21 protein-coding genes are annotated in these 24,136 nt (G+C 44.3%); 12 read left to right on the top strand and 9 right to left on the bottom strand.

The features are described from left to right. Positions 1-26: 26 nt before the first annotated feature. Positions 27-1,502 (bottom strand): GntP family permease, encoded by a 1,476-nt coding sequence (locus ACR64J_RS08015; RefSeq protein ID WP_435949193.1) that lies wholly within the window; start codon positions 1,500-1,502, stop codon positions 27-29. A gap of 362 nt (positions 1,503-1,864) precedes the next feature. Between ACR64J_RS08015 and ACR64J_RS08010 the strand changes: the two genes are divergently transcribed. From ACR64J_RS08010 to dcd, 7 genes are all read left to right on the top strand, one after another. Continuing rightward, positions 1,865-2,578: a CoA transferase subunit A gene (locus tag ACR64J_RS08010; protein ID WP_435949192.1), complete on the top strand. Its 714-nt coding sequence runs from the start codon at positions 1,865-1,867 to the stop codon at positions 2,576-2,578. 55 nt (positions 2,579-2,633) lie between these two features. After that, entirely contained in the window at positions 2,634-3,263 is a 630-nt protein-coding gene (locus ACR64J_RS08005) for a 3-oxoacid CoA-transferase subunit B (RefSeq protein ID WP_317200377.1), read from the top strand. Positions 3,264-3,317: 54 nt separating this feature from the next. Next, entirely contained in the window at positions 3,318-4,118 is an 801-nt protein-coding gene (locus tag ACR64J_RS08000; RefSeq protein ID WP_435949191.1) for a 3-hydroxybutyrate dehydrogenase, read from the top strand. A gap of 145 nt (positions 4,119-4,263) precedes the next feature. Further along, a complete protein-coding gene (mgtE, locus tag ACR64J_RS07995; RefSeq protein ID WP_435949190.1) occupies positions 4,264-5,601 on the top strand; it encodes a magnesium transporter in 1,338 nt (445 codons plus the stop codon). A gap of 175 nt (positions 5,602-5,776) precedes the next feature. After that, complete coding sequence (gene apbC, locus ACR64J_RS07990; protein WP_435949189.1) at positions 5,777-7,027, top strand: iron-sulfur cluster carrier protein ApbC; 1,251 nt, start codon at positions 5,777-5,779, stop codon at positions 7,025-7,027. Positions 7,028-7,076: 49 nt separating this feature from the next. Next, positions 7,077-7,505, top strand: coding sequence for a hypothetical protein (locus ACR64J_RS07985; RefSeq protein WP_317200373.1), 429 nt, complete (start codon positions 7,077-7,079; stop codon positions 7,503-7,505). Positions 7,506-7,652: 147 nt separating this feature from the next. Then, the gene (dcd, locus tag ACR64J_RS07980; protein WP_317200372.1) at positions 7,653-8,228 is read left to right on the top strand and encodes a dCTP deaminase; all 576 of its coding nucleotides are present in this window, start codon (positions 7,653-7,655) and stop codon (positions 8,226-8,228) included. 101 nt (positions 8,229-8,329) lie between these two features. Here dcd and ACR64J_RS07975 read toward each other — a convergent pair whose 3' ends face one another. From ACR64J_RS07975 to ACR64J_RS07950, 6 genes are all read right to left on the bottom strand, one after another. Next, the gene (locus ACR64J_RS07975) at positions 8,330-8,767 is read right to left on the bottom strand and encodes a ClpXP protease specificity-enhancing factor (RefSeq protein WP_317200371.1); all 438 of its coding nucleotides are present in this window, start codon (positions 8,765-8,767) and stop codon (positions 8,330-8,332) included. A 54-nt stretch (positions 8,768-8,821) separates the two neighbouring features. Further along, positions 8,822-9,436 (bottom strand): glutathione S-transferase N-terminal domain-containing protein, encoded by a 615-nt coding sequence (locus tag ACR64J_RS07970; RefSeq protein ID WP_317200370.1) that lies wholly within the window; start codon positions 9,434-9,436, stop codon positions 8,822-8,824. A 196-nt stretch (positions 9,437-9,632) separates the two neighbouring features. Next, positions 9,633-10,349: a cytochrome c1 gene (locus ACR64J_RS07965; RefSeq protein WP_317200369.1), complete on the bottom strand. Its 717-nt coding sequence runs from the start codon at positions 10,347-10,349 to the stop codon at positions 9,633-9,635. Further along, on the bottom strand, positions 10,349-11,554 hold the full coding sequence (locus tag ACR64J_RS07960; RefSeq protein ID WP_317200406.1) for a cytochrome bc complex cytochrome b subunit: 1,206 nt from the start codon (positions 11,552-11,554) through the stop codon (positions 10,349-10,351). The genes ACR64J_RS07965 and ACR64J_RS07960 overlap by 1 nt, the downstream gene beginning before the upstream one ends. 22 nt (positions 11,555-11,576) lie before the next feature. Beyond that, the gene (gene petA / locus ACR64J_RS07955; protein WP_317200368.1) at positions 11,577-12,161 is read right to left on the bottom strand and encodes a ubiquinol-cytochrome c reductase iron-sulfur subunit; all 585 of its coding nucleotides are present in this window, start codon (positions 12,159-12,161) and stop codon (positions 11,577-11,579) included. 399 nt (positions 12,162-12,560) lie between these two features. Further along, on the bottom strand, positions 12,561-14,495 hold the full coding sequence (locus ACR64J_RS07950; RefSeq protein WP_435949188.1) for an ATP-binding cassette domain-containing protein: 1,935 nt from the start codon (positions 14,493-14,495) through the stop codon (positions 12,561-12,563). 242 nt (positions 14,496-14,737) lie between these two features. Between ACR64J_RS07950 and ACR64J_RS07945 the strand changes: the two genes are divergently transcribed. The 3 genes from ACR64J_RS07945 (at position 14,738) to ACR64J_RS07935 (ending at position 18,221) form a co-directional block, all read left to right on the top strand. After that, entirely contained in the window at positions 14,738-15,031 is a 294-nt protein-coding gene (locus tag ACR64J_RS07945; RefSeq protein WP_435949187.1) for a SlyX family protein, read from the top strand. A 140-nt stretch (positions 15,032-15,171) separates the two neighbouring features. After that, positions 15,172-16,410: an OmpP1/FadL family transporter gene (locus tag ACR64J_RS07940; RefSeq protein WP_317200365.1), complete on the top strand. Its 1,239-nt coding sequence runs from the start codon at positions 15,172-15,174 to the stop codon at positions 16,408-16,410. Between the two features lie 341 nt (positions 16,411-16,751). Next, positions 16,752-18,221, top strand: a complete 1,470-nt coding sequence (locus tag ACR64J_RS07935; protein WP_435949186.1) for an outer membrane protein transport protein — start codon at positions 16,752-16,754, stop codon at positions 18,219-18,221. A 429-nt stretch (positions 18,222-18,650) separates the two neighbouring features. On the opposite strand, the gene putP is transcribed toward ACR64J_RS07935, so the two are convergent. Beyond that, a complete protein-coding gene (gene putP / locus ACR64J_RS07930; protein ID WP_435949185.1) occupies positions 18,651-20,150 on the bottom strand; it encodes a sodium/proline symporter PutP in 1,500 nt (499 codons plus the stop codon). Positions 20,151-20,764: 614 nt separating this feature from the next. Then, positions 20,765-21,637, bottom strand: coding sequence for a LysR family transcriptional regulator (locus ACR64J_RS07925; protein ID WP_317200362.1), 873 nt, complete (start codon positions 21,635-21,637; stop codon positions 20,765-20,767). Positions 21,638-22,001: 364 nt separating this feature from the next. Here ACR64J_RS07925 and leuC point away from each other — a divergent pair, with 364 nt between their 5' ends. Next, positions 22,002-23,420: a 3-isopropylmalate dehydratase large subunit gene (gene leuC / locus ACR64J_RS07920; RefSeq protein ID WP_435949184.1), complete on the top strand. Its 1,419-nt coding sequence runs from the start codon at positions 22,002-22,004 to the stop codon at positions 23,418-23,420. A gap of 36 nt (positions 23,421-23,456) precedes the next feature. Beyond that, on the top strand, positions 23,457-24,119 hold the full coding sequence (gene leuD / locus ACR64J_RS07915; protein ID WP_435949183.1) for a 3-isopropylmalate dehydratase small subunit: 663 nt from the start codon (positions 23,457-23,459) through the stop codon (positions 24,117-24,119). The last annotated feature ends 17 nt before the right edge of the window (positions 24,120-24,136 follow it).

The raw sequence follows: 24,136 nt of genomic DNA, 5'->3' as shown, positions 1-24,136 counted from the left end.
AAGGGTACGTTTAGAACGATCCAAGCTTAGAACGATCCGAACAAAGTACCCAAAGTGATGACAGCAATAACAGCGATGAGTGGAATTACCATCGTAACGACGGCTAGATTAAGATAAGACTGCTTATGGGTCAGACCACAAATAGCAAACAAGGTGATGACCGCGCCGCTATGGGGCAAGGTGTCAAGACCACCTGCTGCCATGACAGCGACTCGGTGCATCAGCTCAGGGTCAATACCCGCTTCAACCGCCATTCTGAGATAATCCTCACCTAATGTCGATAGGGCAATACTCAAACCACCAGAAGATGAGCCTGTGATACCGGCAAGCGTAGTCATAGCAACCGCTTCTGATATCAGCGGATTATTGGGATTGAGGTTTAAGATACTATCACGAATGATAAGAAACCCTGCAAGCGAGGCGATAACCGCGCCGTAACCCACCTCTGAGGCGGTGTTAAATATCGGCAACATCGAATCATAAGTACCACGGTTAATGGTTTTTTGTAGATTACTCCAGTGACCGATGCGCAGCACAATCAGCACGATAATAGCGATGACCAAAGAGATGATAATAGACCAAAGACCTAGTGAGCCTTCGATATTAAGATCAGGGAACTGCGTTTGTAAGCTGCTAAAGTCCATCGCAGGAAAGATAAAGTAGGTGAGCATGGCGTTCAATGCGATAACCAAAACCAGCGGAATCATCGCAACCACAAAGGAGGTTTGATGAGTGTTGCGCGCTTCACTTGTTGTCGCTAGGTTGCTCTTAGCGACGTTCTCTTGCGCGACGTTTTCCTGAACAGGCTCTTTTTTGGCATCGATACCACCGACGCCGACGTCTTCGTCGTCATGCTGACCATAACCTTCACCTGCGGCATTGGCTTTTTTGGCGCGTGATTGTAACCACAGCCATCCACCAATGAACATGATGGTACCGCCGATTATCCCTAAGATGGGCGCTGCAAAAACGTTAGTATTGTAATAAGGGATAGGAATAGCGTTTTGAATCGCAGGCGTACCGGGCAGGGCGGTCATAGTAAAGGTAAAAGAGCCTAGTGCGATAGCCGCTGGAATCAAGCGCTTAGGGATATCAGCCGCTCTAAATAAGTCCTTGGCGATAGGGTAGATAGCAAAGGCTACAACAAATAGCGAGACGCCGCCGTAGGTCAAGATAGCACAGACTAAAATCACCGCAAGGATAGCTTTGCTTGCGCCAAGCTTTTTGACTACGGTATTGGCAATCGCGGTTGCGGCGCCTGAGTCTGCCATCAAACGCCCAAAGAGTGCGCCTAGTAAGAATATAGGAAAAAACTTCAGTAAGAATCCGCTAAGTGCGCCCATAAAAATATCGGTATAGGCAGGGATACTCGTCAAAAAATCACCCGATAGCAATACAGCCAATGTTGCCATAATCGGTGCTAAAATCAGTACAGAATAGCCGCGATAGGCAAAAAACATGAGCAGTAATAACGTGATGACAATAGCAAGTGTGCTAAACATAAGCCTTCTCCTTGGCATAAAGTAGACCGCGAATAAATGGTATCCGCGGCCCTATAAATTATTTAATCAATCAGTGTGTATAACGCTAATATAAAAATGCTGACCATAGTACTCAAAGCAGCTATAGGATAACCAGTCGCTATGATATAACGACTGTTATCGAAGCCTCTATCTCTTATCGATACGATATAGCTGCTATCTTTACTATCATCTTAACGTTCTTACCTAGTCGCTAAGATGATAATATGCTAAGTTAGCACATATGTTGTATACAAGATATATTGATACAAGGTGTATTGTTTTAAATTTTCTGTAGATTATGGGTTAATATTAAAAAATGCTAAATTAGCAAGGAGCTGAGCATGAGTCAATCAAAAGTATATAGTACGGCACAAGATGCCCTAAAAGGTATCGTGAGTGATGGACAAACCCTCGCTATTGGCGGTTTTGGCCTGTGCGGCATTCCAGAAGCGCTTATTGAAGCGTTGCGCGATAGCGCTGTCAAAAATCTTACTTGTATTAGTAACAACGCTGGTGTCGATGATTTTGGCTTGGGACTATTATTACAAACTCGCCAAATCAAAAAAATGATCTCATCATATGTGGGCGAAAACAAAGAGTTTGAGCGCCAATACTTGGCAGGCGAGTTAGAAGTTGAGCTGACCCCGCAAGGCACATTAGCAGAAAGACTACGTTCAGGCGGCGCAGGTATTCCCGCGTTCTATACTGCGACAGGCGTCGGTACCTTAGTTGCTGAAGGCAAGGAGACCCGCGACTTTGAGGGTCGTACTTATATTCTTGAGCGTGCATTAAACGCGGATATCTCCCTCGTCAAAGCGCTAAAAGCGGACAAAGCAGGTAACTTAATATTTAGTAAAACCGCGCGCAACTTCAATCCAGACTGTGCAACAGCAGGCAAAATTACCATTGCTGAGGTTGAGGAAATCGTAGAGACAGGCACGCTTGATCCCAATGAGATACATCTGCCTGGTATCTATGTGCAACGTATTGTACTCAATAGCGCTCCTGAAAAACGCATTGAGAAAATTACGACAAAAGCCGCTGAGAGCGCTTAAGCACTAAGTTGAACTAAGATAAAAAAGAATACGATAATTTTTAAGGATAAATACCATGGCATGGACAAGAGAGCAAATGGCGCAGCGCGCCGCACAAGAGTTGCAAGATGGTTATTACGTCAATTTAGGCATTGGCCTGCCGACACTGGTGGCCAATTACATCCCTGAGGGCGTAGACGTTTGGCTACAGTCTGAGAATGGCTTATTAGGTATCGGCGAGTTTCCGACCGAAGATAATGTCGATGCAGATTTGATTAACGCCGGTAAGCAAACGGTAACCGCAAAACCTGGTGCTAGCTTTTTTAGCAGCTCAGAGTCGTTTGCGATGATTCGTGGTGGTCACGTCAATCTGGCGATACTTGGCGCAATGGAGGTCTCAGAAAACGGTGATCTGGCCAACTGGATGATCCCCAAAAAGATGGTCAAAGGTATGGGCGGCGCGATGGACTTGGTCGCAGGCGTGCAACGAGTGATTGTACTCATGGAGCAAGTGAACAAACATGGCGATCCCAAAATCCTTGCCAACTGTGAGCTACCCTTGACTGGTAAAGGCGTCGTTGATCGCATTATTACCGAACTTGCAGTGCTTGATGTCACAGATCAAGGACTTAAACTTGTCGAACTAGCCGATGATGTCAGCTTCGATGAGCTACAAGAAAAAACCCCAGTAACCATAATCCAGTAAGCACGATTATTCAATAAGTCCATTTAATAAAAAATTAAAGTAAGGAATAAAAGTATGGCGACCGAACTACAACATGATTTGACAGGTAAAGTAGCACTAGTCACAGGCTCAGCTAGCGGCATCGGACGTGATATCGCTGAGACTTATGCCAAGGCAGGCGCTGCAGTCGGTATTGCAGATATCAATTTGGATGCCGCTCAAGAGACAGTCGATGCTATCAAAGAAGCGGGCGGTCAGGCTCTAGCGATTGAGATGGATGTCACCTCAGAGGATGCCGTCAACGCAGGTGTGCAGCAGTTGGTCGACACCTTTGGCGGTATTGACATTCTTGTTTCCAACGCCGGTATTCAGATTATCAACCCAATTGACAAAATGGCATTTGATGACTGGAAAAAAATGCTCGCTATTCATCTAGATGGCGCTTTTTTGACAACCAAAGCCGCTGTCAAGCATATGTATAAAGACGACAAAGGCGGTACGGTTATCTATATGGGTTCGGTACACTCACACGAAGCCTCACTCTACAAAGCGCCTTATGTTACCGCCAAGCATGGTCTATTAGGGCTGTGCCGCGTACTGGCAAAAGAGGGCGGCGAGCACAACGTACGCTCGCATGTGATTTGCCCAGGCTTTGTCAAAACCCCACTGGTCGAAAAGCAGATCCCTGAGCAAGCCCAAGAGAAGGGCATTAGCGAAGAAGAAGTCGTCAACGATATTATGCTAGTCAATACCGTTGATAAAGAGTTCACTACCGTTGATGATATCGCTCAGTTGGCATTATTTTTAGCCGCATTCCCAACCAATGTATTCACAGGACAATCCATCGTCGCCAGTCATGGCTGGTTTATGAACTAATTGATTAATGAGCCTAAGCCTTTATCCGCTTGCTTATAAATCACCCATCCGCTAGCATCTTCTTTATGAGATAAAAAAGAGCCAATATTATTGGCTCTTTTTTTATTTATAATCAAATCTTCTCGCATCGCACAGAGCAATTATAATGAACTATCAAGATATCGCGTTAACGTTAAGCGCGGCCGTTGAGCAGCAGCAGTTTACGCCCGCAATGAATCAACTACAGGCTTTGCGCCCTATCGATAGCGCTGATGTGCTTGCGCTGATGGATACGACGCTCGCTTGGCAGTTATTAGAGCGCCTGCCCAATCGCTCAACTATATTTGCGTACCTAGAGCCTGATGTACAGGTCGCTATGGCGCACAAGTTCCCGCGTGAGAGTATGGCAATCTTGATAGGGGAGATGCCAGCGGACGCGCGCACTGACCTGTACAAGCATCTTAACCAAGAGCAGCGCGATGCCCTGCTGCCCGCATTAGCGCAAGCCAAACGCGAAGACATTCGCAGGCTATCGGCCTACGAGGAGCGTACCGCTGGGGCTTTGATGACCTCTGATTATGCCACCTTAGCGCCAAAGATGACGGTGGCGCAAGCGCTAGATGCTCTAAGATTAGAGGCACCTGACGCTGAGACGATTTATCATGCCTATGTCATAGATGAGGCCCGTAAACTCCTAGGCGTGGTGTCATTACGAGTGCTCATTTTAGCGTCCCCTGAGCAAGTGATTAGCGATATTATGATGAGTAGTGTGGTGTCATCTAACGCCTCTGACGATCAAGAAGACGTCGCCAAAGCCGTAGCTCGTTATGATCTCATTGCACTGCCAATTACTGACGATAATGGCGCTTTAGTTGGTATCGTCACTCATGATGATGCGATGGACGTTGCTAGCGATGAAGCCACCGATGACTTTCATAAGTCAGCTGGCGTCACGACTATGGTCGGTAGGCTCAAAGATGTGAGCGTCAGAGTGCTGTATCGTAAGCGCGTCTTTTGGCTGGTCTTATTGATATTTGGCAATCTACTCTCAGGCTTTAGTATTGCCAACTTTGAAGATGTTATTGCTGCTAACTTAGTACTAGTGTTTTTCTTACCGTTATTAGTCGATAGTGGTGGTAATGCAGGCTCACAGTCTGCCACTTTGATGGTACGGGCACTTGCTACTGGCGATGTGGTGATGAAGGATTGGTTTTCACTACTAGGCCGTGAGGCTTTAGTTGCACTTATGCTAGGAGCTACGATGGCGGTCGCTGTCGCTATTATCGGCTATATCCGCGGTGACGCTATCGTATCGGTGGTGCTAGCGCTGAGTATGGTGTCGGTAGTTATCATTGGTAGTGTGATCGGCATGAGTCTGCCTTTTGTACTCAACAAGTTAGGCTTTGACCCTGCCACGGCCAGTGCGCCTTTGATAACTTCAATAAGTGATGCCTCAGGCGTGCTTATTTACTTATTCATCGCTTCAAAGTTTTTGGCGATATAAAGTCGGCTTTAAGCATTAACTAACAAATCATTCGTTCACACTAAAAGGTAACAATCTGTTGACTCATAAGAGTTGCTGGTTTTTTAATAGTGTCAATTGGGCTACACTGAACCTCCAATAATGATTGATGATCCAGCCCATAAAAACCATCTTTTTATAAGAAGTAAAAATAGCTATGTTCAACTTTATAAAAAAAATAACCTCTGACAAACCTGAAACCCCGCAGCAGCAAGCACAGCGCGATAGTGCAGTGGACAAGGTATTGCTTGGCTATGAAGTCGGCACTATTAGTATCGCTACTATGGTGACTGGGCTTGAGCGCAATGGTGATGAGCTGACTTTAGATTTGCGTTTGCCTGTTAACAGTGACCCTGAAACCATCCAACAGGAGCTTGGGCAACTACTGCATCCGCACGGCATCAAGACCATTCATATGAATGTACGCCTACCTGCACCAGCCAAAGGCACAGGGTCAACGTTGCCAAAACAAATGCCAAAGACGATCAATGCTATGGACGCTCAGAGCCAGCCAGCAGCAAAACCTGATAGCATGTCTAAAACAACCCCTAGTACTAATGATACTGACGCCGAACCACCGATTACCAAGGCTGCGCCAACGCAAGCCTCCCTAACTGCGCATCCTCGCATTCGTCATATCATCGTCGTCGCCTCTGGCAAGGGCGGCGTTGGCAAATCAACAACGACGGTCAATATTGCGTTAGCTTTACAAAAGCTTGGCGGGCGTGTCGGTGTGCTGGACGCTGATATCTATGGCCCTAGTATACCAACGATGCTAGGCGTCGCCGATGTCAAACCGCAACTAGAGAACGAGCAGTTCGTCCCAGTTGAGGCGCATGGCCTTGCAATGCTATCTATTGGTAGCTTGCTCGATAGTGATAATACGCCTGTTGCCTGGCGTGGTCCCAAAGCTACTGGCGCATTGATGCAACTGTACAACCAAACCAACTGGCCGCAGCTTGATTATCTGGTGATAGATATGCCGCCAGGTACAGGTGATATTCAGCTGACACTCGCTCAGCGAATACCAGTGACAGGAGCGGTGATTGTGACTACTCCGCAGCATGTAGCGCTGTTAGATGCGCAAAAAGGCATTGAGATGTTTAATAAGACCAATATTCCCGTACTTGGCGTGGTTGAAAATATGGCTTTGCATACCTGTAGCAACTGCGGAACTACCGAAGCTATTTTTGGAGTCGGCGGCGGCGAAATTATCGCTGAGCAGTATCAAGTACCGTTATTAGGTCAGTTGCCTCTCGCTAGCGGTATTCGCGCACAAGTGGATAAAGGTGAGCCTAGCGTACTCGCTGATGATGAGTTTGCATCATATTATATAAATATCGCCAAAAACATCGAAGCCAATATTAATAAGTTCGCTAAGCCTGTTGATGACAAGCGGATATTTTAGAAGGGTAACTCATGATCAATAGCATAAAAAGGGATTTTTAGTGAGCATAATGACCTATGATAACTATCTGAAAAGGCTACCTAAGCAGCATAAGTTATTAAAAATGCTGCGTCCGCCCGTGTATGAGATTGAGTTATCAAATAATCAATTGAATGCGACGGCTTACTATAAAGACGGCAGTACCAAAAGCCATCAGGTTAATGCTAACTTTAGCAACCGCCGTCTGCTATTTATAGACTTCTCTACTGCTACACAAGCAATAGTAGACTTACTATCTAAATTTCCCAAACACTCTTATGGGATCAGTGGTATTGCTATTATTAATGTCAGCGAAGCGTTATTGGATGGATTAACGCCTGTTGAAACTAGGATGATCATAGAATTAATTCACGTTGCATCAAACCAAGCAAAAAGAAGAGCAGTAAGTACAGTAATCAGCTACCAAGGACAATCAGTAGCTGATGAATCAGATAAATAATAAAGGCATGGATAAAACTGATATAAACAATCCTTTATATCTGTTATAAAATCTATAAATCAGCGTCTGAGTTCCGTATAATCACCAGTACCAAAACCTCTTACAAATTTATAAGTTACATATTGTACTCAATAGTTAAGGATAAAAATGTCTATCAAGTCTGATCGCTGGATTCGTGAGCAAGCTCAAAATCATGGCATGATTGAGCCGTTCGAAGCAGGTCAAGTGCGCTTTAATGATGCAGGCGAGCGTCTCATTAGCTACGGCACCTCAAGCTATGGTTATGATGTTCGCTGCGCGCCTGAATTCAAAGTCTTTACCAACGTGCATTCTGTCGTTGTCGATCCTAAAAACTTCGATGAAAAGAGCTTTATCGATATCGTAGGTGATGAGTGTATCATTCCGCCCAACTCGTTTGCCTTGGCGCGTACGATGGAGTATTTCCGTATTCCGCGTGATGTCTTGACGATCTGCTTAGGTAAATCGACTTACGCTCGCTGCGGTATCATCGTTAACGTCACGCCACTAGAGCCTGAGTGGGAAGGGCATGTCACTCTAGAATTTAGCAATACGACCAACTTGCCCGCGCGTATTTATGCAGGTGAAGGGGTCGCGCAAATGCTGTTTTTTCAGAGCGATGCCGATGACGTTTGCGAGACCAGCTATAAAGATCGCGGCGGTAAATATCAAGGTCAACGCGGTGTGACTCTGCCAAGAACCTAAGCTAAAAATTAGAAAGGGTTCTAAGGTTAAAGCTCTTTTAAACAGGCAGCAAAAAGCTGGTCGTATACAATACGACCAGCTTTTTGTATTTTATACTTAGACTATTTCAACACTTTTAAACCTGCTTTGTTATCGCGTTTGGGTTTTGGCGCAGCACTAGGGCTCTTTTTAACAGCTCCTTCTGCATCGTCTTTAGGCTGATAGTTATCATACTCGTTAGGATCAAAGAACATTCCTTGCGAGTTCTCTTTGGCATAAATACCCATGACTGCTGTCAGAGGTACCCAAATCTCCTGTGACACTCCGCCAAAACGCGCACTAAAGTGAATATAGTCGTTTTCCATACTCATATTGCCTGTCGCACGGCTGGCGATATTTAAGACAATACGACCATCTTGCACATGCTCTGTCGGTATTTGAACATTTTCAGCAGTCGCATCTACCATAAGATATGGCGTCAATGCATTATCTTCTATCCATTGATAAAGCGCACGTACCATATAAGGACGGGTTGGGGTAATGGAGGTTGTTTCACTCATGTTCTAACTTCCTATACTAACAATTGTAAAAGGTTCATTTTTTTTGATTTTAAATCAGCGCACGCTCTTTTTAAAGCTATCTCTCTCAAATACGCGAGTTTGGTAGTCAAGTAGAGGACGACTAATAGCACGAGGTAGCTCGATATTCATCTCCTCAAGTCGCCATAATAGCGGCGCGAGTAACACATCACACCAGCCAAACTCATCAGCCATAAAATACGATTTATGGGCGAATAGAGGTGATAAAGTAATAAGAGAGTCTGCTAATTGCTTTTTTGCGACGCCAGCTTGTGCCTTATTAAAACTGTCTGGGTGCATAAGTAGGCGCTTACCTAGTACCAGCCAGTCGTGCTGAATACGCCATGCCAATTGACGAAACTGCGCGCGCTCTTGCGGCGTGTCGGGCAGTAGCTTATTGGCGTGATAACGCTCTTCTAAATACTCAAAGATAACGTTGATCTCATACAGAGCAATCTCGCGCTGTTGTAGCACTGGCAGAGTATGATAAGGGTTTAGCTCCGTCAAATCCTCAGGCCGCTCAGAATGTAGGCGCGATAAGTAATAAGCGAGCTTTTTTTCTTCAAGTAATAGGCGTACCACATGACTATCGTAGCCGTCGTCCGCATACAAAATCAGCTGACTACTTGGAATGTCATTCGCATCAATCATGAAAGCCTAATGTTAATAGTGAAGATTGCCATCGTAAACAAAGTCGCCTTATTTATCAAGATAGCATGCGTAAACAGTGACGAGTATTACCTTAACCTTTCTCTATGGTTTTGCGATTTCATGAATAAATGTCAAAACAAAAAAAAGCACCACCGAAGTAATGCTTTTTAATTCATCTGATATTTTAAATATCGCTCTATTTAACGTCTTTCCAGAACTCTTTATTGAGTAAGTATACTGGAATAAGAAGCACTAATAAGAACAAAATAACAAAGAAGCCAATCACTTGACGATCATGACGAACAGGCTCGCCCATCCATGCCATAAAGTTAACCAAATCACCGACTTCAGATTCAAACTCTTCGGTACTCAAATCATTTTGCAAGTTATTTAATACGTGAGGCATTGCTGCATTTTGTAGTACTAAATTATTTGCGCCCCAAGGACGACTTGGATCTTCATAAAATGACAAGAGGTAAGTATAGACCCAATCATCACCGCGTAATCTGTTAACCAGCGATAGATCAGGTGGCGCTGCACCAAACCAAGAGGCTTGGACTTCAGGATCAATTTCAGGATTAATAAAATCACCGATCTGATCGGTTGTCACCATCAGATACTTTTCGACCAGCTCTGGCGGTATCTCTAAATCCTTTGCAATACGAGAGTGACGTACATACTGCGCTGAGTGACACCCAGCACAGTAGTTCATAAACATCTTAGCGCCATTTTGTAGCGAGCCTTTATTAGTAAAATCAATAGGGGCTTCACTACATAGCAGATGCTCTTCTACGCCTTCAGCGTTGACGAAGCTGCCACATCCGCCGCCGCCTGCTGCCATAGCAGTACCTGCTGTCAACATCAAAGTCGCACCTAAGCCCAAACCGGTTAGGGATTTTGTTAAGGTGTTCATCAGTGACCTCCGGTAACGCGTTCAGGTGGCTGTTTGCACGTCTCAATAGACGTATAAATAGGCATCAATAAGAAGAATAAGAAGTACAATACGGTAAAGATACGAGACATTAGCGTCGCTGTTGGCGTTGCAGGCGTCGCACCTAGGTAACCGAGTACTACAAAGCTGATAGCGAATATAGTCAAGGCGATTTTTGATAGTATGCCTTTATAACGCATGGAGCGTACCGGCGATCTATCTAGCCAAGGTATCAAAAATAGCACTGCAATCGCGCCACCCATAGCAATAACGCCGCCAAGCTTATCAGGAACCGCTCGCAAAATTGCGTAGAAAGGCGTGTAATACCAGACGGGTGCAATATGCGCTGGTGTCTTCAGTGAGTTGGCAGTCTCAAAGTTTGGTGGCTCAAGGAAATAACCACCGCCCTCAGGGAAGAAGAAGACCACTGCAAAGAATAAGATAAAGAAGACTACGATACCGACCATATCATGCACAGTATAGTACGGATGGAACTCGATACCGTCTAAGGGTACGCCGTTCTTATCTTTTAGCTTTTTGATGTCGATACCATCAGGGTTGTTAGAACCCACGTGATGCAAAGCGACCAGATGCATAAAGACAAGGCCGACAAGTACTAGTGGAATCGCCACAACGTGCAAGGCAAAGAAGCGGTTGAGAGTAATACCTGAGATAATGTAATCACCGCGTACCCACTCAGCTAGGCCATCACCAATGACAGGTAGCGCTGCTGGTAAGTTCAAGATAACCTGCGCGCCCCAAAATGACATGTTGCCCCATGGCAATAGATAACCAAAGAAGCCCTCTGCCATTAGCGCAAGATAAATACCCATACCGATAAGCCAAATAAGCTCGCGAGGCTTTTGGTATGAGCCATATAACAGCGCTCTGAACATATGCAAGTAGACGACAACAAAGAATGCTGATGCACCAGTCGAGTGCATATAACGAATGAGCCAGCCGCCTTTGACATCACGCATAATATATTCAACAGAAGCAAAAGCACCTTCTGCGCTAGGGTTGTACATCATTGTCAGCCAAATGCCAGTAACCAGCTGGTTGACGAGTACGATCATTGACAATACGCCAAAGAAGTACCAAAAGTTAAAGTTCTTTGGTGCGTAGTACTTTGACATATGGTATTCGTAGGTTTCAGTCGCTGGAAAACGCGCGTCCACCCAATGCATTAACTTTTTACCCATACTCATATTAAGCCTCTCCAACCGTCAAGATAGACCCATCCAAACTATAATCTGGAACAGGTAGGTTAGTCGGTGCAGGAACGCCACTATAGACGCGACCTGCTATGTCATACTTAGAGCCATGACAGGGACAAAAGAACCCGCCATACCAGTCATTGCCACCTAAATCAGCCGCACCGACGTCAGGGCGGTAGTTTGGCGCGCAGCCCAAATGTGTACAGACGCCTTCAACTACCAGCAAACCTGGCTCTAAAGAGCGAGTCTGATTCTTGGTGTATTCTGGCTGCAGTGACGCATCAGAAGTGGGATCAGCCAAAAGCGGTTCTACGGCGCTTAGAGTGTCTACCATGTCTGGAGTACGCTTTACCACAAAAATAGGTTTGCCGCGATATTTGACGACGATCATCTGACCCTCTTCTATAGAGCCGATATCTTGAGTCACAGCAGCGCCTGCAGCTTCAGCTTTAGCACTTGGCGTCCACGAGCGCACAAAAGGGGTTGCAACAGCAGCTACCCCAGCTGCACCAATCACGGCAGTCGAGGCAATAAGGACTCTACGACGTTGTACATTAACGCCTTCGGTGTTGCGCATTGATACTTCCTCCAGGTGAATGACATGGGATTATCCCACACTGGGTTTATGGCTTAAAGGATTATAGTAAAAAAGGCAAGCCAGATTAGGCTATACCTAGTTTTGCTAATTGTTACTATTCTAAGCTATTTTGGTCATAAAATAAATTGTACGGTTAAAAATAAAACAACCTCAGTAGGCTTAATTGAGCTATTGAAATAAAAAAAGCACCTAGAGCCTACTGGTTATCAGTACCTAGCAGTAGAATCAAGATACTTTTGATTAACAATTACTCTCTATTTCACAAAAACGTATTACTATAGGGAATGATACTTGAAAACGGAGCAATGTTCATTAACTTTAAGTTTTGAGCACACTAATTATATAAGTTTGCGCCTCATTTATATCTATGTTTTGAGCCTATTGGGCCTCTAAAATCTCCCAGCGCTCAAGCTTGTTCATCATCTCATCTTCAATTATCAGCAAACGCTCGCTGGCCGCAGTAGCACTATTGAAGTCCTTGGTGAACCAAGAGCCATCCGCTAGCTTATCTTGCAGATCTTTTTGTTCTGCCTCTAGCGCTGCAATCTCCTTAGGCAAGTTATCAAGTTCACGCTGTTCATTGAAGTTTAGCTTTTTGACTGTTTTTTTTGGGGTAACTGTCGAAGGGGCTTTGTTGCTTGATTTGGTCGCCGTGACCGTTTTGGTAGCACTTGCAGCCTGCATACGGTTTTTTTGCACCAGATACTCTTGATAGCCGCCGACGTATTCTTTGACTATTCCTTTACCCTCAGCATCTTGGTCAAACACCCAAGTCGATGTCACCACATTATCCATAAATGAGCGATCATGGCTGATAAGTAAGATAGTACCGTTAAAGCTGCTAACAGACTCCTCTAACAGCTCAAGAGTCGCCATATCTAAATCGTTGGTTGGCTCATCAAGTACCAAAATATTGGCAGGTTTTAATAGCTGTTTGGCTAAAAGTACGCGGTTACGCTCACCTCCCGATAAAGCTTTTACTGGAGTACGAGCGCGTTCTGGCGCGAACAAGAAATCTTGTAAATAACTCATAATATGCGTCTTACGACCACCGACTTCGATAAAGTCTGAACCCTCTGAGACGTTTTGCGCGACTGTTGCCTCAAGATCTAATTGATCTCGCAGCTGATCGAAAAATGCAATTTCTAAGTTAGTACCAAGCTCAACACTGCCCGTTTTGATCACTTCATCATCAGACATGTCGAGTATAGCTTTGATAAGGGTCGTTTTACCTGCACCATTGGGACCAATAATACCGATCTTGTCACCGCGCATAATCGTCGTCGTAAAGTTATCGACCAGTACGTTACCATCGTACTCAAGATGCAGGTTTTTGACTTTGCAGACCAGCTTACCGCTTTTCTCGCCTTCACCCATCGTGATATTGACGTTACCGACTTTCTCACGGCGCTCGCTACGCTCCTCGCGCAAGGCTTTTAGTTCACGGACACGGCCCTCATTGCGGGTACGCCGCGCCTTGATACCTTGGCGAATCCAAACCTCTTCTTGCGCTAGTTTTTTATCGAAATTAGCGTTGTTCTTTTCTTCTGCAAGCAGCTGCTGCTCTTTAAGCTCTTGATAGCGCGCATAGCCTTTTGCGCCTTGTGTCACGTCATAACTGGTCAATTGACCTCGGTCAAGCTCAACGATGCGCGTGGCTAATTTATCGACAAAGGCTCTATCATGGGTGACAAATAGGAGAGTCAAACCCTGCCAGTCAAGCAAAAAACGCTCAAGCCACTCAATACTATCAACATCCAAATGGTTGGTTGGCTCATCGAGAAGTAGCATGTCAGGTTTGGTCACCAAGGCTCGCGCTAATAATACGCGGCGCTTACGACCACCAGACAAGGAAGACAGATCATCTTCAGGATCAAGCCCCATAGTAGTAATAAGGCGGCGAGCTTCGCGCTCTAAATCCCAACCGTGTACCGCATCGATATCGTGTTGTAGCGTTGCCATGCGCTCGCAGGCATCCATATCACCATCAGCGCACAGGTCGGTTTGCTGATTGTAGCTGATGAGTAGATCAGCGGTGCGGCGGCTACCGCCCATGACGATATCTAGTATCTTACCGCTGGTTTCAGGCACGTCTTGCTCGAGCATAGCAACGCTTGCACTACCACTGATAATGACTTCGCCACTATCAGGTTGCAAAGAGCCGTTAATGAGTTTAAATAGGGTAGACTTGCCTTCGCCATTACGACCAATCAAGCAAACGCGCTCGCCTTCATTAATGCTAAAATCAATACCGTCGAGAACGGGCGCTACGCCAAAGGCGAGATGGATGTTTTTTAGATGTATCAGTGCCATAGATTGTCTTAAGCTTATATATAGTAGTGTGAGTGATGATGAGAGAATACACTGGTGAATAGTAATAAAAAGGTGGTACCTCGTTGCCAGCAGTATAACATGTCACCCGAGTAGTTTTGTGCCACCCGCAACTTTTATCCTGATATTTAGAGCGTCATCTGGTATAGACGACCATACAAATTACTGATAACCAAAACACGTTTACTAAGATACAGATCACAATCACAAACAGTGAGAACACAATGAGCACATCAATAGTCAATAAATACAATGATGACAAACAGAACAATGATTTGCAAAATGCGGATAAAGGGAGCACCTCCGATACGCAAGATCAGATGATAGACTTGCAGATGAGTATGGCGCATCTTGAGCGGACAATGGAGCAATTAGACGCCGTGGTAACGCGGCAAGATCAGCATATCCAAACGCTACAGCGCCAATTGCAACTCATAAATAAGCAGCTACAAAACCAAAGCGCTGATGAGGGCATTGCACCATTTGATATTATGGCGGACAAACCGCCTCATTACTAACTGGTGACCAAATAGTCATAATCGGGCAATAGTGTATCTTTTTGGTTGTCTTAATGCTCAAAAGCGATTAGTATCTGTCGGCTCTATAACTGCCTGCTCACTATGGTATGGCTAATCTTTTGGATGTTCGGAGAAATACTATGCGCGTTATCTTTAACCTCAAAACTCTAACATTAGCTATAGCAGCGCTGTCTGCTACTAGCCTAGGCCATACCGCTGGTCTTGATCGCTCGGGTCAAGACGTGACGGCTTTCTTTCAAGACGGCGTCTATGCTGAAGCAGTTTACACTTACATTGATGCAGATGTGACGGGTAAAGACTCATCAGGTAATAAAATAGATGATATCGCTGAGGATTATGACTTTTTTCGTTATGGCGTAAAAACAGACATTAATGACACGTTTAGTATCGGTGTTCTATATGACGAGCCTTTTGGCGCGGCAGCAGACTACGTGGGCGAGAATAATTTTATAGATCAAAACCCAGTTTCTCCAAGAAATGGTGAAGAAACCAATGTCGAAGTTCGCACCGAAAGCCTAACGGGTATTTTAGGTGCAAAATTTGGCACAAATAAAGAGTTTCAGGTTTATGGTGGTCCAGTAGCTCAGCGTGTACAAGCAGATGTGCAACTACGTGGTCCAGCTTATGGTCCAGCTAATGGTTACACCACGAATATTAGCACTGATCAGGATTATGGCTGGATAGCTGGCCTGTCTTATAGCAAACCTGAAATCGCATTACTAGCAGCATTGACATATCGTTCAGAGATTGAGCACACAACAAACGCTGGCGAAAGTTATCCTCTAGCAACTGCAATTGGAGGCTCTATACCACCAGTAGCTGGTGGACCGTTCGCTTTTCCAACAAATAGAAGTGGCGATATAGAGATAACAACACCTGAATCAGTCAACTTTGATTTCCAGACGGGTATTAACCCAACAACTTTAGCTACTGCAAGAGTACGCTGGGTACCTTGGGGTGATTTCGCAATCGTACCGTCACTTTATAACGAGGTGAGCACTGCTAATCCTGCATTCCGTCCTGATGGTTTACCATTAGTCAGCTATGATGACGATCAGTGGGTCGTAGAGTTAGGACTTGCTAAACGTTTATCGAAAGCGTTAGCGGTTAGCGGTAACATCGGCTGGGATAGCGGTGCAGGCGATCCTGTCACCTCACTAGGCCCTATCGAAGGCTACTATAGTGTAGGCCTTGGTGCTAAATATAACGTGACTGAAAACTGGGCGGTATCAGCAGGCGGCAAGTACCTATGGTTCGGTGATGCCGAAGGTCAGATACCGAGCGGACAAATCGTCAGTGACTTTGAAGATAATGATGGCTTTATCTTAGGTGCCAAAATCTCTTATCAGGCTAAATAGTCACTCTGGTAAAGAGTAAGTTAAAATAAAAATGGTAATTCAACGAAAAAGCGATCCTTTCAGGGTCGTTTTTTTGATTTGAGCGAAGTAGATTAGGCAAAAAGCTAGACTTATATATTCTATCGCATATATATAAGTCATTTAAACTATCAACACAGAACTATTTTATTTAGAAACCAGCATATATCATGTACTGTTCAGTCATAATGGAGAAATAAAGTACTTTAAATGTTGTTTTAGTGTCAAAAAGCCATTACTATTCAATTTAGGACATCGTCTACATATTTAGTAACACTTACTTATATTGACGATTAAACAACTGGGATGTTTGGAGAAATACAATGCGCGCCACCTTTCACTTAAAAACCCTCACAGTAGCTATCGCTGCTCTATCGTTCGCTAGCGCTGCTAGTGCTGCTGGCCTTGATCGTTCAGGTCAAGATGTTACCGCCTTTTTTCAAGATGGTGTCTACGCTGAAGCTGTTTATACCTATATTGATGCTGATGTTAGTGGTAAAGACAGCGCTAATCAATTTCCAACTAGTAATAACTATGTAGAGGGCAACGATACTGGCGATATCGCTGAAGACTATGATTTCTTCCGCTACGGGGTTAAAGCTGATATCAACGATACATTTAGCATAGGTCTGATCTATGACGAGCCATTTGGCGCATCAGCTGAGTATACGAAAGGTAATTTCGTATCAACTGGAGATCTTAATACTAACATTAGCAACGTAACAAACAATCAGTTTACAAATATTAATGTTGCTAGAGGAACTTTAAATGCTCTTGACGCCGCTGGTAATAATTTACCGCCAGGAACTACTATAGCAGATCGAGAATCTCTTAGAGCAGCGATAGCAATCGTTGATGCCGAAGCAGGTAATGCAGGAGACAACACTAAAGTTGAAGTTCGTAGCCAAAGTTTAACAGGTCTACTTGGTGCTAAGTTCGGGGCCAATAAAGAGTTTCAACTATATGGTGGTCCAGTTGCTCAGCGTATCGAAGCCAATGTAAAATTACGTGGTACAGCTTATGGTCCCGCTAGTGGTTACACTTCTAACAACAATCCAGATATGGATTATGGTTGGATTGCAGGTATGTCTTATAGCAAGCCTGAGATTGCGCTGAAAGCAGCGTTGACTTATCGTTCTGAAATTGATCATGATATAGATATCTTTGAATCATACCCTGTTTTTGGTGATCTAACTGAACAAGGTGCTCTTCAACAAATTCCCGCTGGTACACCAAATCGCGAAGCAATTGCCGCAGCTGCAGGTGCGGCAGCAGCATCTCGAACGTCTAGATACGAAGTGACTACTCCTGAGTCTGTCAACTTTGATTTCCAGACAGGTATTAACCCAACGACTCTAGCTACCGCAAAAGTACGCTGGGTACCTTGGAGTGACTTTACAATTACGCCACCCTTGTATAATGAAGTCAGTAAGCGTAGCTTTGGTCCAGATGGCTTGGACTTAGTTGAATATGAAGATGACCAATGGCAAGTAGAGCTAGGTCTAGCTAAGCGCTTAGCGCCAGCCCTAGCTGTCAGCGGAACTATTGGTTGGGATAGCGGCGCCGGTGATCCAACGACGTCACTAGGTCCTGTTGATGGCTACTACAGTGTTGGTCTTGGTGCTAAGTACAACGTTACCGAGAACTGGGCTGTATCAGCGGGTGGTAAATATCTATGGTTCGGTGATGCAAAAGGCCAACTACCAACAGGAAAAGTTGTTGTCGATGCCGAAGACAATGATGGCTTTATCTTAGGTGCAAAACTATCTTACCAAGCAAAGCAGGGCTTCTAATTTAGTGATTAGAAACTAACCTTTGAAAAAAAACGATCCTTAATGGGTCGTTTTTTTATGGGTGTTTATATTTTAAGTTAAGGGAATAAAGAGATTTTTAGATCAATCATGAGCGTTAGATGCATCTCTAATCTGCTTCTATAGGATTAAAGGTCTATCAAACAGCTTATATAGAAACTAGAGGTCTAGGAGCAGGCAGGTAACGTTTATGTTTATAACGTGAAATGCTGATATTAAACGTTTAGGGTAGATAGTGCTGTGTGAACAAGACAATAGTCCAAGCAAACTGTCTTATGTTCAAAGAGTACAAGGTAGCTATTATTTAGTATCAAACAAATACAGGCAGTAAAAAACCTCGCTACTAGAACAGTAACGAGGTTAGTAACTATAGAAATAAAAATAGAAATAGAAATTCAGCTAACGCTTTACTTACTTATGCAAGTTTAGCTCCATCTCTTTGAATTTGGCTGAAACCGTAGACTTAGGTCCACCTGTCATCTTACTGACTACAAAGATGGCGATAGTGCTCAAGATAAAGCCTGGAATAATAGCGTACAGCCAATCGTTTAGTGCCATGCCGTTCATTTCAAATGGACCATATACCCAAAGGATAACGGTTAAAGCACCAATGACCATACCAGCGACTGCGCCATTACGGTTCATACCACGCCATGTTAGACTAAAGATAACTAACGGTCCAAATGCAGCACCGAAGCCTGCCCAAGCATGAGAGACGAGTTCTAATACTGAGCTGTCTGGGTCAGAGGCGAGTATTATCGATACCACAGCGACGACGACAACTGAGATACGACCTACGAGTACCTGCCGCGCTTCTGGGGCGTCTTTATCAAAGAATAGCTTGTACACATCTTTGGTCAGTGAGCTTGATACTACTAATAGCTGTGATGAGATAGTACTCATAATAGCGGCCAAGATAGCAGCCAATAAGAACCCTGATACAAGGGGGGTAAATAAGAACTGCGTGAATACTAAAAAGATCGTCTCAGGATCGTCCAAAGTCATTGAGGTTCTCTGCACATAAGCGCGACCTGCAAAACCTGTCATGAGCGAGCCTATTAAACTCACAACCATCCAGCTCATACCGATATTACGAGCCGTCGGCACATCTTTGACCGAGCGTATCGCCATAAAACGTACGATAATATGGGGCTGGCCAAAATAACCTAGACCCCATGCCATGAGTGATGCAATACCCAAAAAGGTCATACCGCTAAAGACATTTAGTAGAGCAGGATCGATGTTTCTGACCGCTGTTGTGACCTCAGATACGCCGCCCAAATCAGTAAAGGCAACAATAGGTACGATGACAAGCGCAAATAGCATGATAACGCCTTGCACAAAATCGGTCATCGATACCGCTAAAAAACCACCAAACAAAGTATAAGCTACAACGACGCCAGCAGTGACCCATAGGCCTGTGCTGTATGAGAGATTCAATGAGCTTTCGAACAATTTACCACCGCCCACTAAGCTTGCAGCGGTATATACGGTAAAGAACAAAATAATGACAATTGCTGAGATAACACGCAGCATGTGTGATTTGTCTTCGAATCGATTAGCAAAATAATCGGGGAGGGTAATGGCATTGTCAGCTACTTCAGTGTAGACACGTAAGCGCGGCGCTACAATGATATAGTTCAGAAGTGCGCCTAAGGTCAAGCCTAGCGCAATCCAAATACTAACCACACCAGAACCATACATATAGCCTGGCAAACCGAGTAATAGCCAGCCTGACATATCTGAGGCGCCTGCTGATAAGGCGGTGACCGCAGGACTTAGGTTACGCCCACCGAGCATGTAGCCCTCAGTGTCGTTGGCTTGCTTAAAATAGGCGTATATACCGATACCTATCATCACTAAAAAGTATGCGGCAAGTGAGATTAATACACCACTAGAAACTCCGTTCATATCGTTATCCTTAGCCAAAAACTATTGGCTTTAGTTATGTCTATAAGTAAAACTTACTTTATAATAAAATTATTTGTCGATAAAGTTTCAGTGTCAAAAAAACAAAAAAGCCATTCTATTCAAGTAATGGCTTTATATTTTTGCTATTTATCCACTAGCTAGTTGCAGCTACATCACCTATTTGTTAGAACGGGTTTCTAATAAATAGATAATGATAGAACCAAAGTGGCAACTACTATTTTTACTATAATATGCATTGAAGCTCATTGCTGAGTTATCTAACGAGTCAAACAATGGCAAACAAGATTTTATAATAAAAATGAGCAAACATTTAGCTAAAATACCATTATGGGTTTATCTAAAATATTTGTATGGTTTATACTTTTATTCTTAGCTGCATTATTTTTAACTACGTTTATCGCGCTGACGTTACCACCAAGTTGTTAGCGTAACTGCTTGTTACAATAACAAATGACGGTGGGCATTGTCACAAATAAATTGTAAGTACGCTAAACTCATTAGTTGTATACGGCCTAAAACGACAAAACGATACTGCAATCATGATCAGTACCGTTTTATGATTTGTTAGTAAAATAACACGTTTCTTAAATGACTTAATCAATAGGCGCTAGTAAATCTAATAAGGCGCTCACGCTACTAGAACGTGTCAATTTAGGGTTAATCACCACGCCTAAATAACGTTGCAGCTCAATATTATCAGCCATATTGATACGTTCTAAATCTTGGCTGATCAGCGTCTGTGGCAAGACCGACCAGCCAAGGCCTACGGATACCAGCATACGAATAGATTCTAATGGATTGGTGCTCATCGTTGCATAAGGCTTAAGATTATGCTTAGCAAATTCTGCCAACGTGATTTGACTGGTGAAAGTATTGGCTGAGGGCAAAATAGCAGGATAGCGCGCTAGTTGCTCCAAAGTGACATTGGTCTTATTGGCAAGTGAAGAGAGGGTGCCTGTCATAAAATACAGTGGATCTGACCAAAGCGTATGGTAAGTGAGGCGTTTGTCATAAACGGGCGGCAAAGTCAAAAAAGCCAAAGACAGATCACCATCTAGTACGGCCTTGTGCGCTTCTTCTGAATCTACAAAGTGCACCTCTAACTGTACGGCAGGATAAGCTTGAATAAAATGCTTGAGTACTGGCGCTAAATGATGCAAACCAATATGATGACTGGTCCCTATGACCAATTTACCTGATACAATATGCTCTGCGTGTTGCAAGTTGATTTTGAAGTTCTCGTAATCCTCAAGCCAGCGTTTAGCATGGGGTAGCATCTCGCTCGCCGCTTGCGTTGGAACAATACCGCGACCTACGGTATCAAAGAGAGTGATTTTGAATTCGTCTTCTAGATTTTTGATGCGTTTACTGACCGCAGGCTGAGTAATAAAGAGCTTTTCTGCCGCCCCTGATATGCTACCTGTATGCATTACAGTCACAAACGTTGTCAAATTAGTGGTATTCAAACCGGTGTCCTTAGCTATTTAGTCAGCTATAAATAAAAGTTGGCTCGTGTGAATGCTGGTGATTGTAAATAAAAAGTTTGCGTATATGCAAAAATCATCAATTATTATTATAGGATTAGACTGGTATAATCACAAGACTCAAAGACATTTTATTTGATTATAAAACGATAAGTTATCAATTAGCGGATACATATGCCCAATGGTATCAAAACGACATTGAGATTTTATCAAACAATACTTATAAACTATTTAATGCTTAAATTACTTTTAGATTGACTCTTATTTATCTCGACTTTTCAATGGCATCCCGATTCAGAACTATACTTAGATCGATTGATCATTAGTCACAAAGAAGGACAGCAAAATGACTGCGCAAACTTTATATGACAAACTTTGGAACGCCCATGAAGTCACCAAACGTGACGATGGTTCAAGCCTCATTTATATCGACCGTCATCTATTACATGAGGTCACAAGTCCGCAAGCCTTTGAAGGGTTAGATCTAGCCAACAGAACCCCTTGGCGCTTGTCTGCGAACATCGCAAGCCCAGATCATAACGTACCTACAGTCAGTCGTGAGCGCCGTGAGGGCGTACAAGGTATCAAAGATAAAGTATCGCGCTTGCAAGTGGTTACTTTAGATGATAACTGCGCTAAGTTTGATATTGCAGAATTTACCATCAACGATGCACGTCAAGGTATCTTGCACGTGGTTGGCCCTGAGCAAGGCTTGGTTTTGCCTGGTATGACGGTTGTCTGCGGAGACTCGCATACCGCAACTCATGGCGCACTTGGCTGCCTGGCACATGGTATTGGTACCTCAGAGGTCGAACACGTGCTAGCGACGCAGTGTTTGATTCAAAAGAAATCAAAAAACATGCAAATTCGCGTCACAGGTAAACTCGGTGTTGGCGTGACCCCAAAAGACGTCGTACTGGCTATTATTGCCAAAATCGGTACGGCAGGTGGCACCGGTCACGCTATTGAATTTGCCGGTCAAGTGTTCGAAGACATGAGTATGGAGGGTCGCATGACCGTCTGTAATATGGCGATTGAGGCGGGCGCGCGCGTTGGTATGGTTGCGGTTGACGACACCACTATTGAGTATGTCAAAGGCCGTCCTTACGCACCAACTGATGAGCAGTGGGAGCAAGCCGAGAGCTACTGGCGTACCTTGTATTCCGACGATGACGCGGTGTTTGATACTATCGTTGAGATCGACGGTAGCTCTATTGCGCCGCAAGTATCTTGGGGAACCTCTCCTGAAATGGTCGTCGATATCACTCAATCTATTCCAACGCCTGATCAAGCGGCTGATGAGGCACAAGAAGAAGGCTGGCTGCGCGCTTATACTTATATGGGCTTACAAGCAGGTCAAAAAATTACTGATATTGAGCTTGACCGCGTATTTATCGGCTCTTGTACCAACTCACGTATCGAAGATTTGCGTGATGCGGCGTCCGTGATTAAAGGTCGCAAAGTTGCAGATAGCATTAAAGAAGCTATCGTGGTCGCAGGCTCAGGACAAGTCAAATTACAAGCAGAGTCTGAAGGTTTGGACGCTATATTTACTCAAGCAGGTTTTGAGTGGCGTGAGCCGGGCTGCTCGATGTGCCTTGCCATGAACGCCGACAAGTTAGAGCCAGAGGAGCACTGCGCATCGACATCCAACCGCAACTTTGAAGGGCGTCAAGGTACGGGCGGGCGCACGCATCTTGTGAGTCCTGCAATGGCCGCCGCTGCCGCATTAGCGGGCCGTTTTGTAGATGTACGCACGTTTTGATTTAAGCGTAGCACACTGATATTTTAAGGAATGATTATGCAAGCTTATAACACCCAAACCGGTATCGTCTGTCCGCTTGATCGCGCCAACGTCGATACCGATCAGATTATACCTAAGCAGTTTTTGAAATCTATTAAACGTACAGGCTTTGGCGTTAACTTATTTGACGAGTGGCGCTATCTAGATGAAGGCGTGCCTTCGTTAGATGGCTCTGGGAACAACGATACGCGTCCTATCAACCCTGACTTTGTACTAAATCAGCCCCGCTATGAGGGCGCGACTATACTGCTTGCCCGCCGAAACTTTGGCTGTGGCTCTAGTCGAGAGCACGCGCCTTGGGCACTATCTGAGTACGGCTTTCGTACGGTGATTGCGCCAAGTTTTGCCGATATCTTTTATAATAATTGTTTTAAAAATGGTATGTTGCCGATTGTGCTCGATGAAGAGATTGTCGATAAGCTTATGAAAGCGACTATCGCTTTTGAAGGGTATCAACTTACTGCTGACCTTGAGCGTCAAGTGGTGATAACGCCAACGGGCGAAGAGTATGCGTTTGAAGTCGATGAATTTCGTAAGCATTGCTTGTTAAATGGACTAGATGACATCGGACTGACTTTGCAAAAGAGTGATGACATCAAGGACTATGAGCATAAAATGATGCAAAAAACCCCTTGGATATTTAACCAAGTACGTGCTTAAAAAGCAGAAGATCAGCG

Origin of the sequence: Psychrobacter sp. DM8, from assembly GCF_051307025.1 — a bacterium.
Taxonomy (GTDB): Bacteria; Pseudomonadota; Gammaproteobacteria; order Pseudomonadales; family Moraxellaceae; genus Psychrobacter.
The sequence above is the reverse complement of the archived record's forward strand: the minus strand, read 5'-3'. Positions and strand labels throughout refer to the sequence as shown.

What these genes read in the sequence shown, in the direction of transcription:
- ACR64J_RS08015 (WP_435949193.1), bottom strand. Translation starts at nt 1,502, where the DNA reads ATGTTTAGCACACTTGCTATTGTCATCACGTTATTACTGCTCATGTTT.
- ACR64J_RS08010 (WP_435949192.1), top strand. Translation starts at nt 1,865, where the DNA reads ATGAGTCAATCAAAAGTATATAGTACGGCACAAGATGCCCTAAAAGGT.
- ACR64J_RS08005 (WP_317200377.1), top strand. Translation starts at nt 2,634, where the DNA reads ATGGCATGGACAAGAGAGCAAATGGCGCAGCGCGCCGCACAAGAGTTG.
- ACR64J_RS08000 (WP_435949191.1), top strand. Translation starts at nt 3,318, where the DNA reads ATGGCGACCGAACTACAACATGATTTGACAGGTAAAGTAGCACTAGTC.
- mgtE (WP_435949190.1), top strand. Translation starts at nt 4,264, where the DNA reads ATGAACTATCAAGATATCGCGTTAACGTTAAGCGCGGCCGTTGAGCAG.
- apbC (WP_435949189.1), top strand. Translation starts at nt 5,777, where the DNA reads ATGTTCAACTTTATAAAAAAAATAACCTCTGACAAACCTGAAACCCCG.
- ACR64J_RS07985 (WP_317200373.1), top strand. Translation starts at nt 7,077, where the DNA reads ATGACCTATGATAACTATCTGAAAAGGCTACCTAAGCAGCATAAGTTA.
- dcd (WP_317200372.1), top strand. Translation starts at nt 7,653, where the DNA reads ATGTCTATCAAGTCTGATCGCTGGATTCGTGAGCAAGCTCAAAATCAT.
- ACR64J_RS07975 (WP_317200371.1), bottom strand. Translation starts at nt 8,767, where the DNA reads ATGAGTGAAACAACCTCCATTACCCCAACCCGTCCTTATATGGTACGT.
- ACR64J_RS07970 (WP_317200370.1), bottom strand. Translation starts at nt 9,436, where the DNA reads ATGATTGATGCGAATGACATTCCAAGTAGTCAGCTGATTTTGTATGCG.
- ACR64J_RS07965 (WP_317200369.1), bottom strand. Translation starts at nt 10,349, where the DNA reads ATGAACACCTTAACAAAATCCCTAACCGGTTTGGGCTTAGGTGCGACT.
- ACR64J_RS07960 (WP_317200406.1), bottom strand. Translation starts at nt 11,554, where the DNA reads ATGCATTGGGTGGACGCGCGTTTTCCAGCGACTGAAACCTACGAATAC.
- petA (WP_317200368.1), bottom strand. Translation starts at nt 12,161, where the DNA reads ATGCGCAACACCGAAGGCGTTAATGTACAACGTCGTAGAGTCCTTATT.
- ACR64J_RS07950 (WP_435949188.1), bottom strand. Translation starts at nt 14,495, where the DNA reads ATGGCACTGATACATCTAAAAAACATCCATCTCGCCTTTGGCGTAGCG.
- ACR64J_RS07945 (WP_435949187.1), top strand. Translation starts at nt 14,738, where the DNA reads ATGAGCACATCAATAGTCAATAAATACAATGATGACAAACAGAACAAT.
- ACR64J_RS07940 (WP_317200365.1), top strand. Translation starts at nt 15,172, where the DNA reads ATGCGCGTTATCTTTAACCTCAAAACTCTAACATTAGCTATAGCAGCG.
- ACR64J_RS07935 (WP_435949186.1), top strand. Translation starts at nt 16,752, where the DNA reads ATGCGCGCCACCTTTCACTTAAAAACCCTCACAGTAGCTATCGCTGCT.
- putP (WP_435949185.1), bottom strand. Translation starts at nt 20,150, where the DNA reads ATGAACGGAGTTTCTAGTGGTGTATTAATCTCACTTGCCGCATACTTT.
- leuC (WP_435949184.1), top strand. Translation starts at nt 22,002, where the DNA reads ATGACTGCGCAAACTTTATATGACAAACTTTGGAACGCCCATGAAGTC.
- leuD (WP_435949183.1), top strand. Translation starts at nt 23,457, where the DNA reads ATGCAAGCTTATAACACCCAAACCGGTATCGTCTGTCCGCTTGATCGC.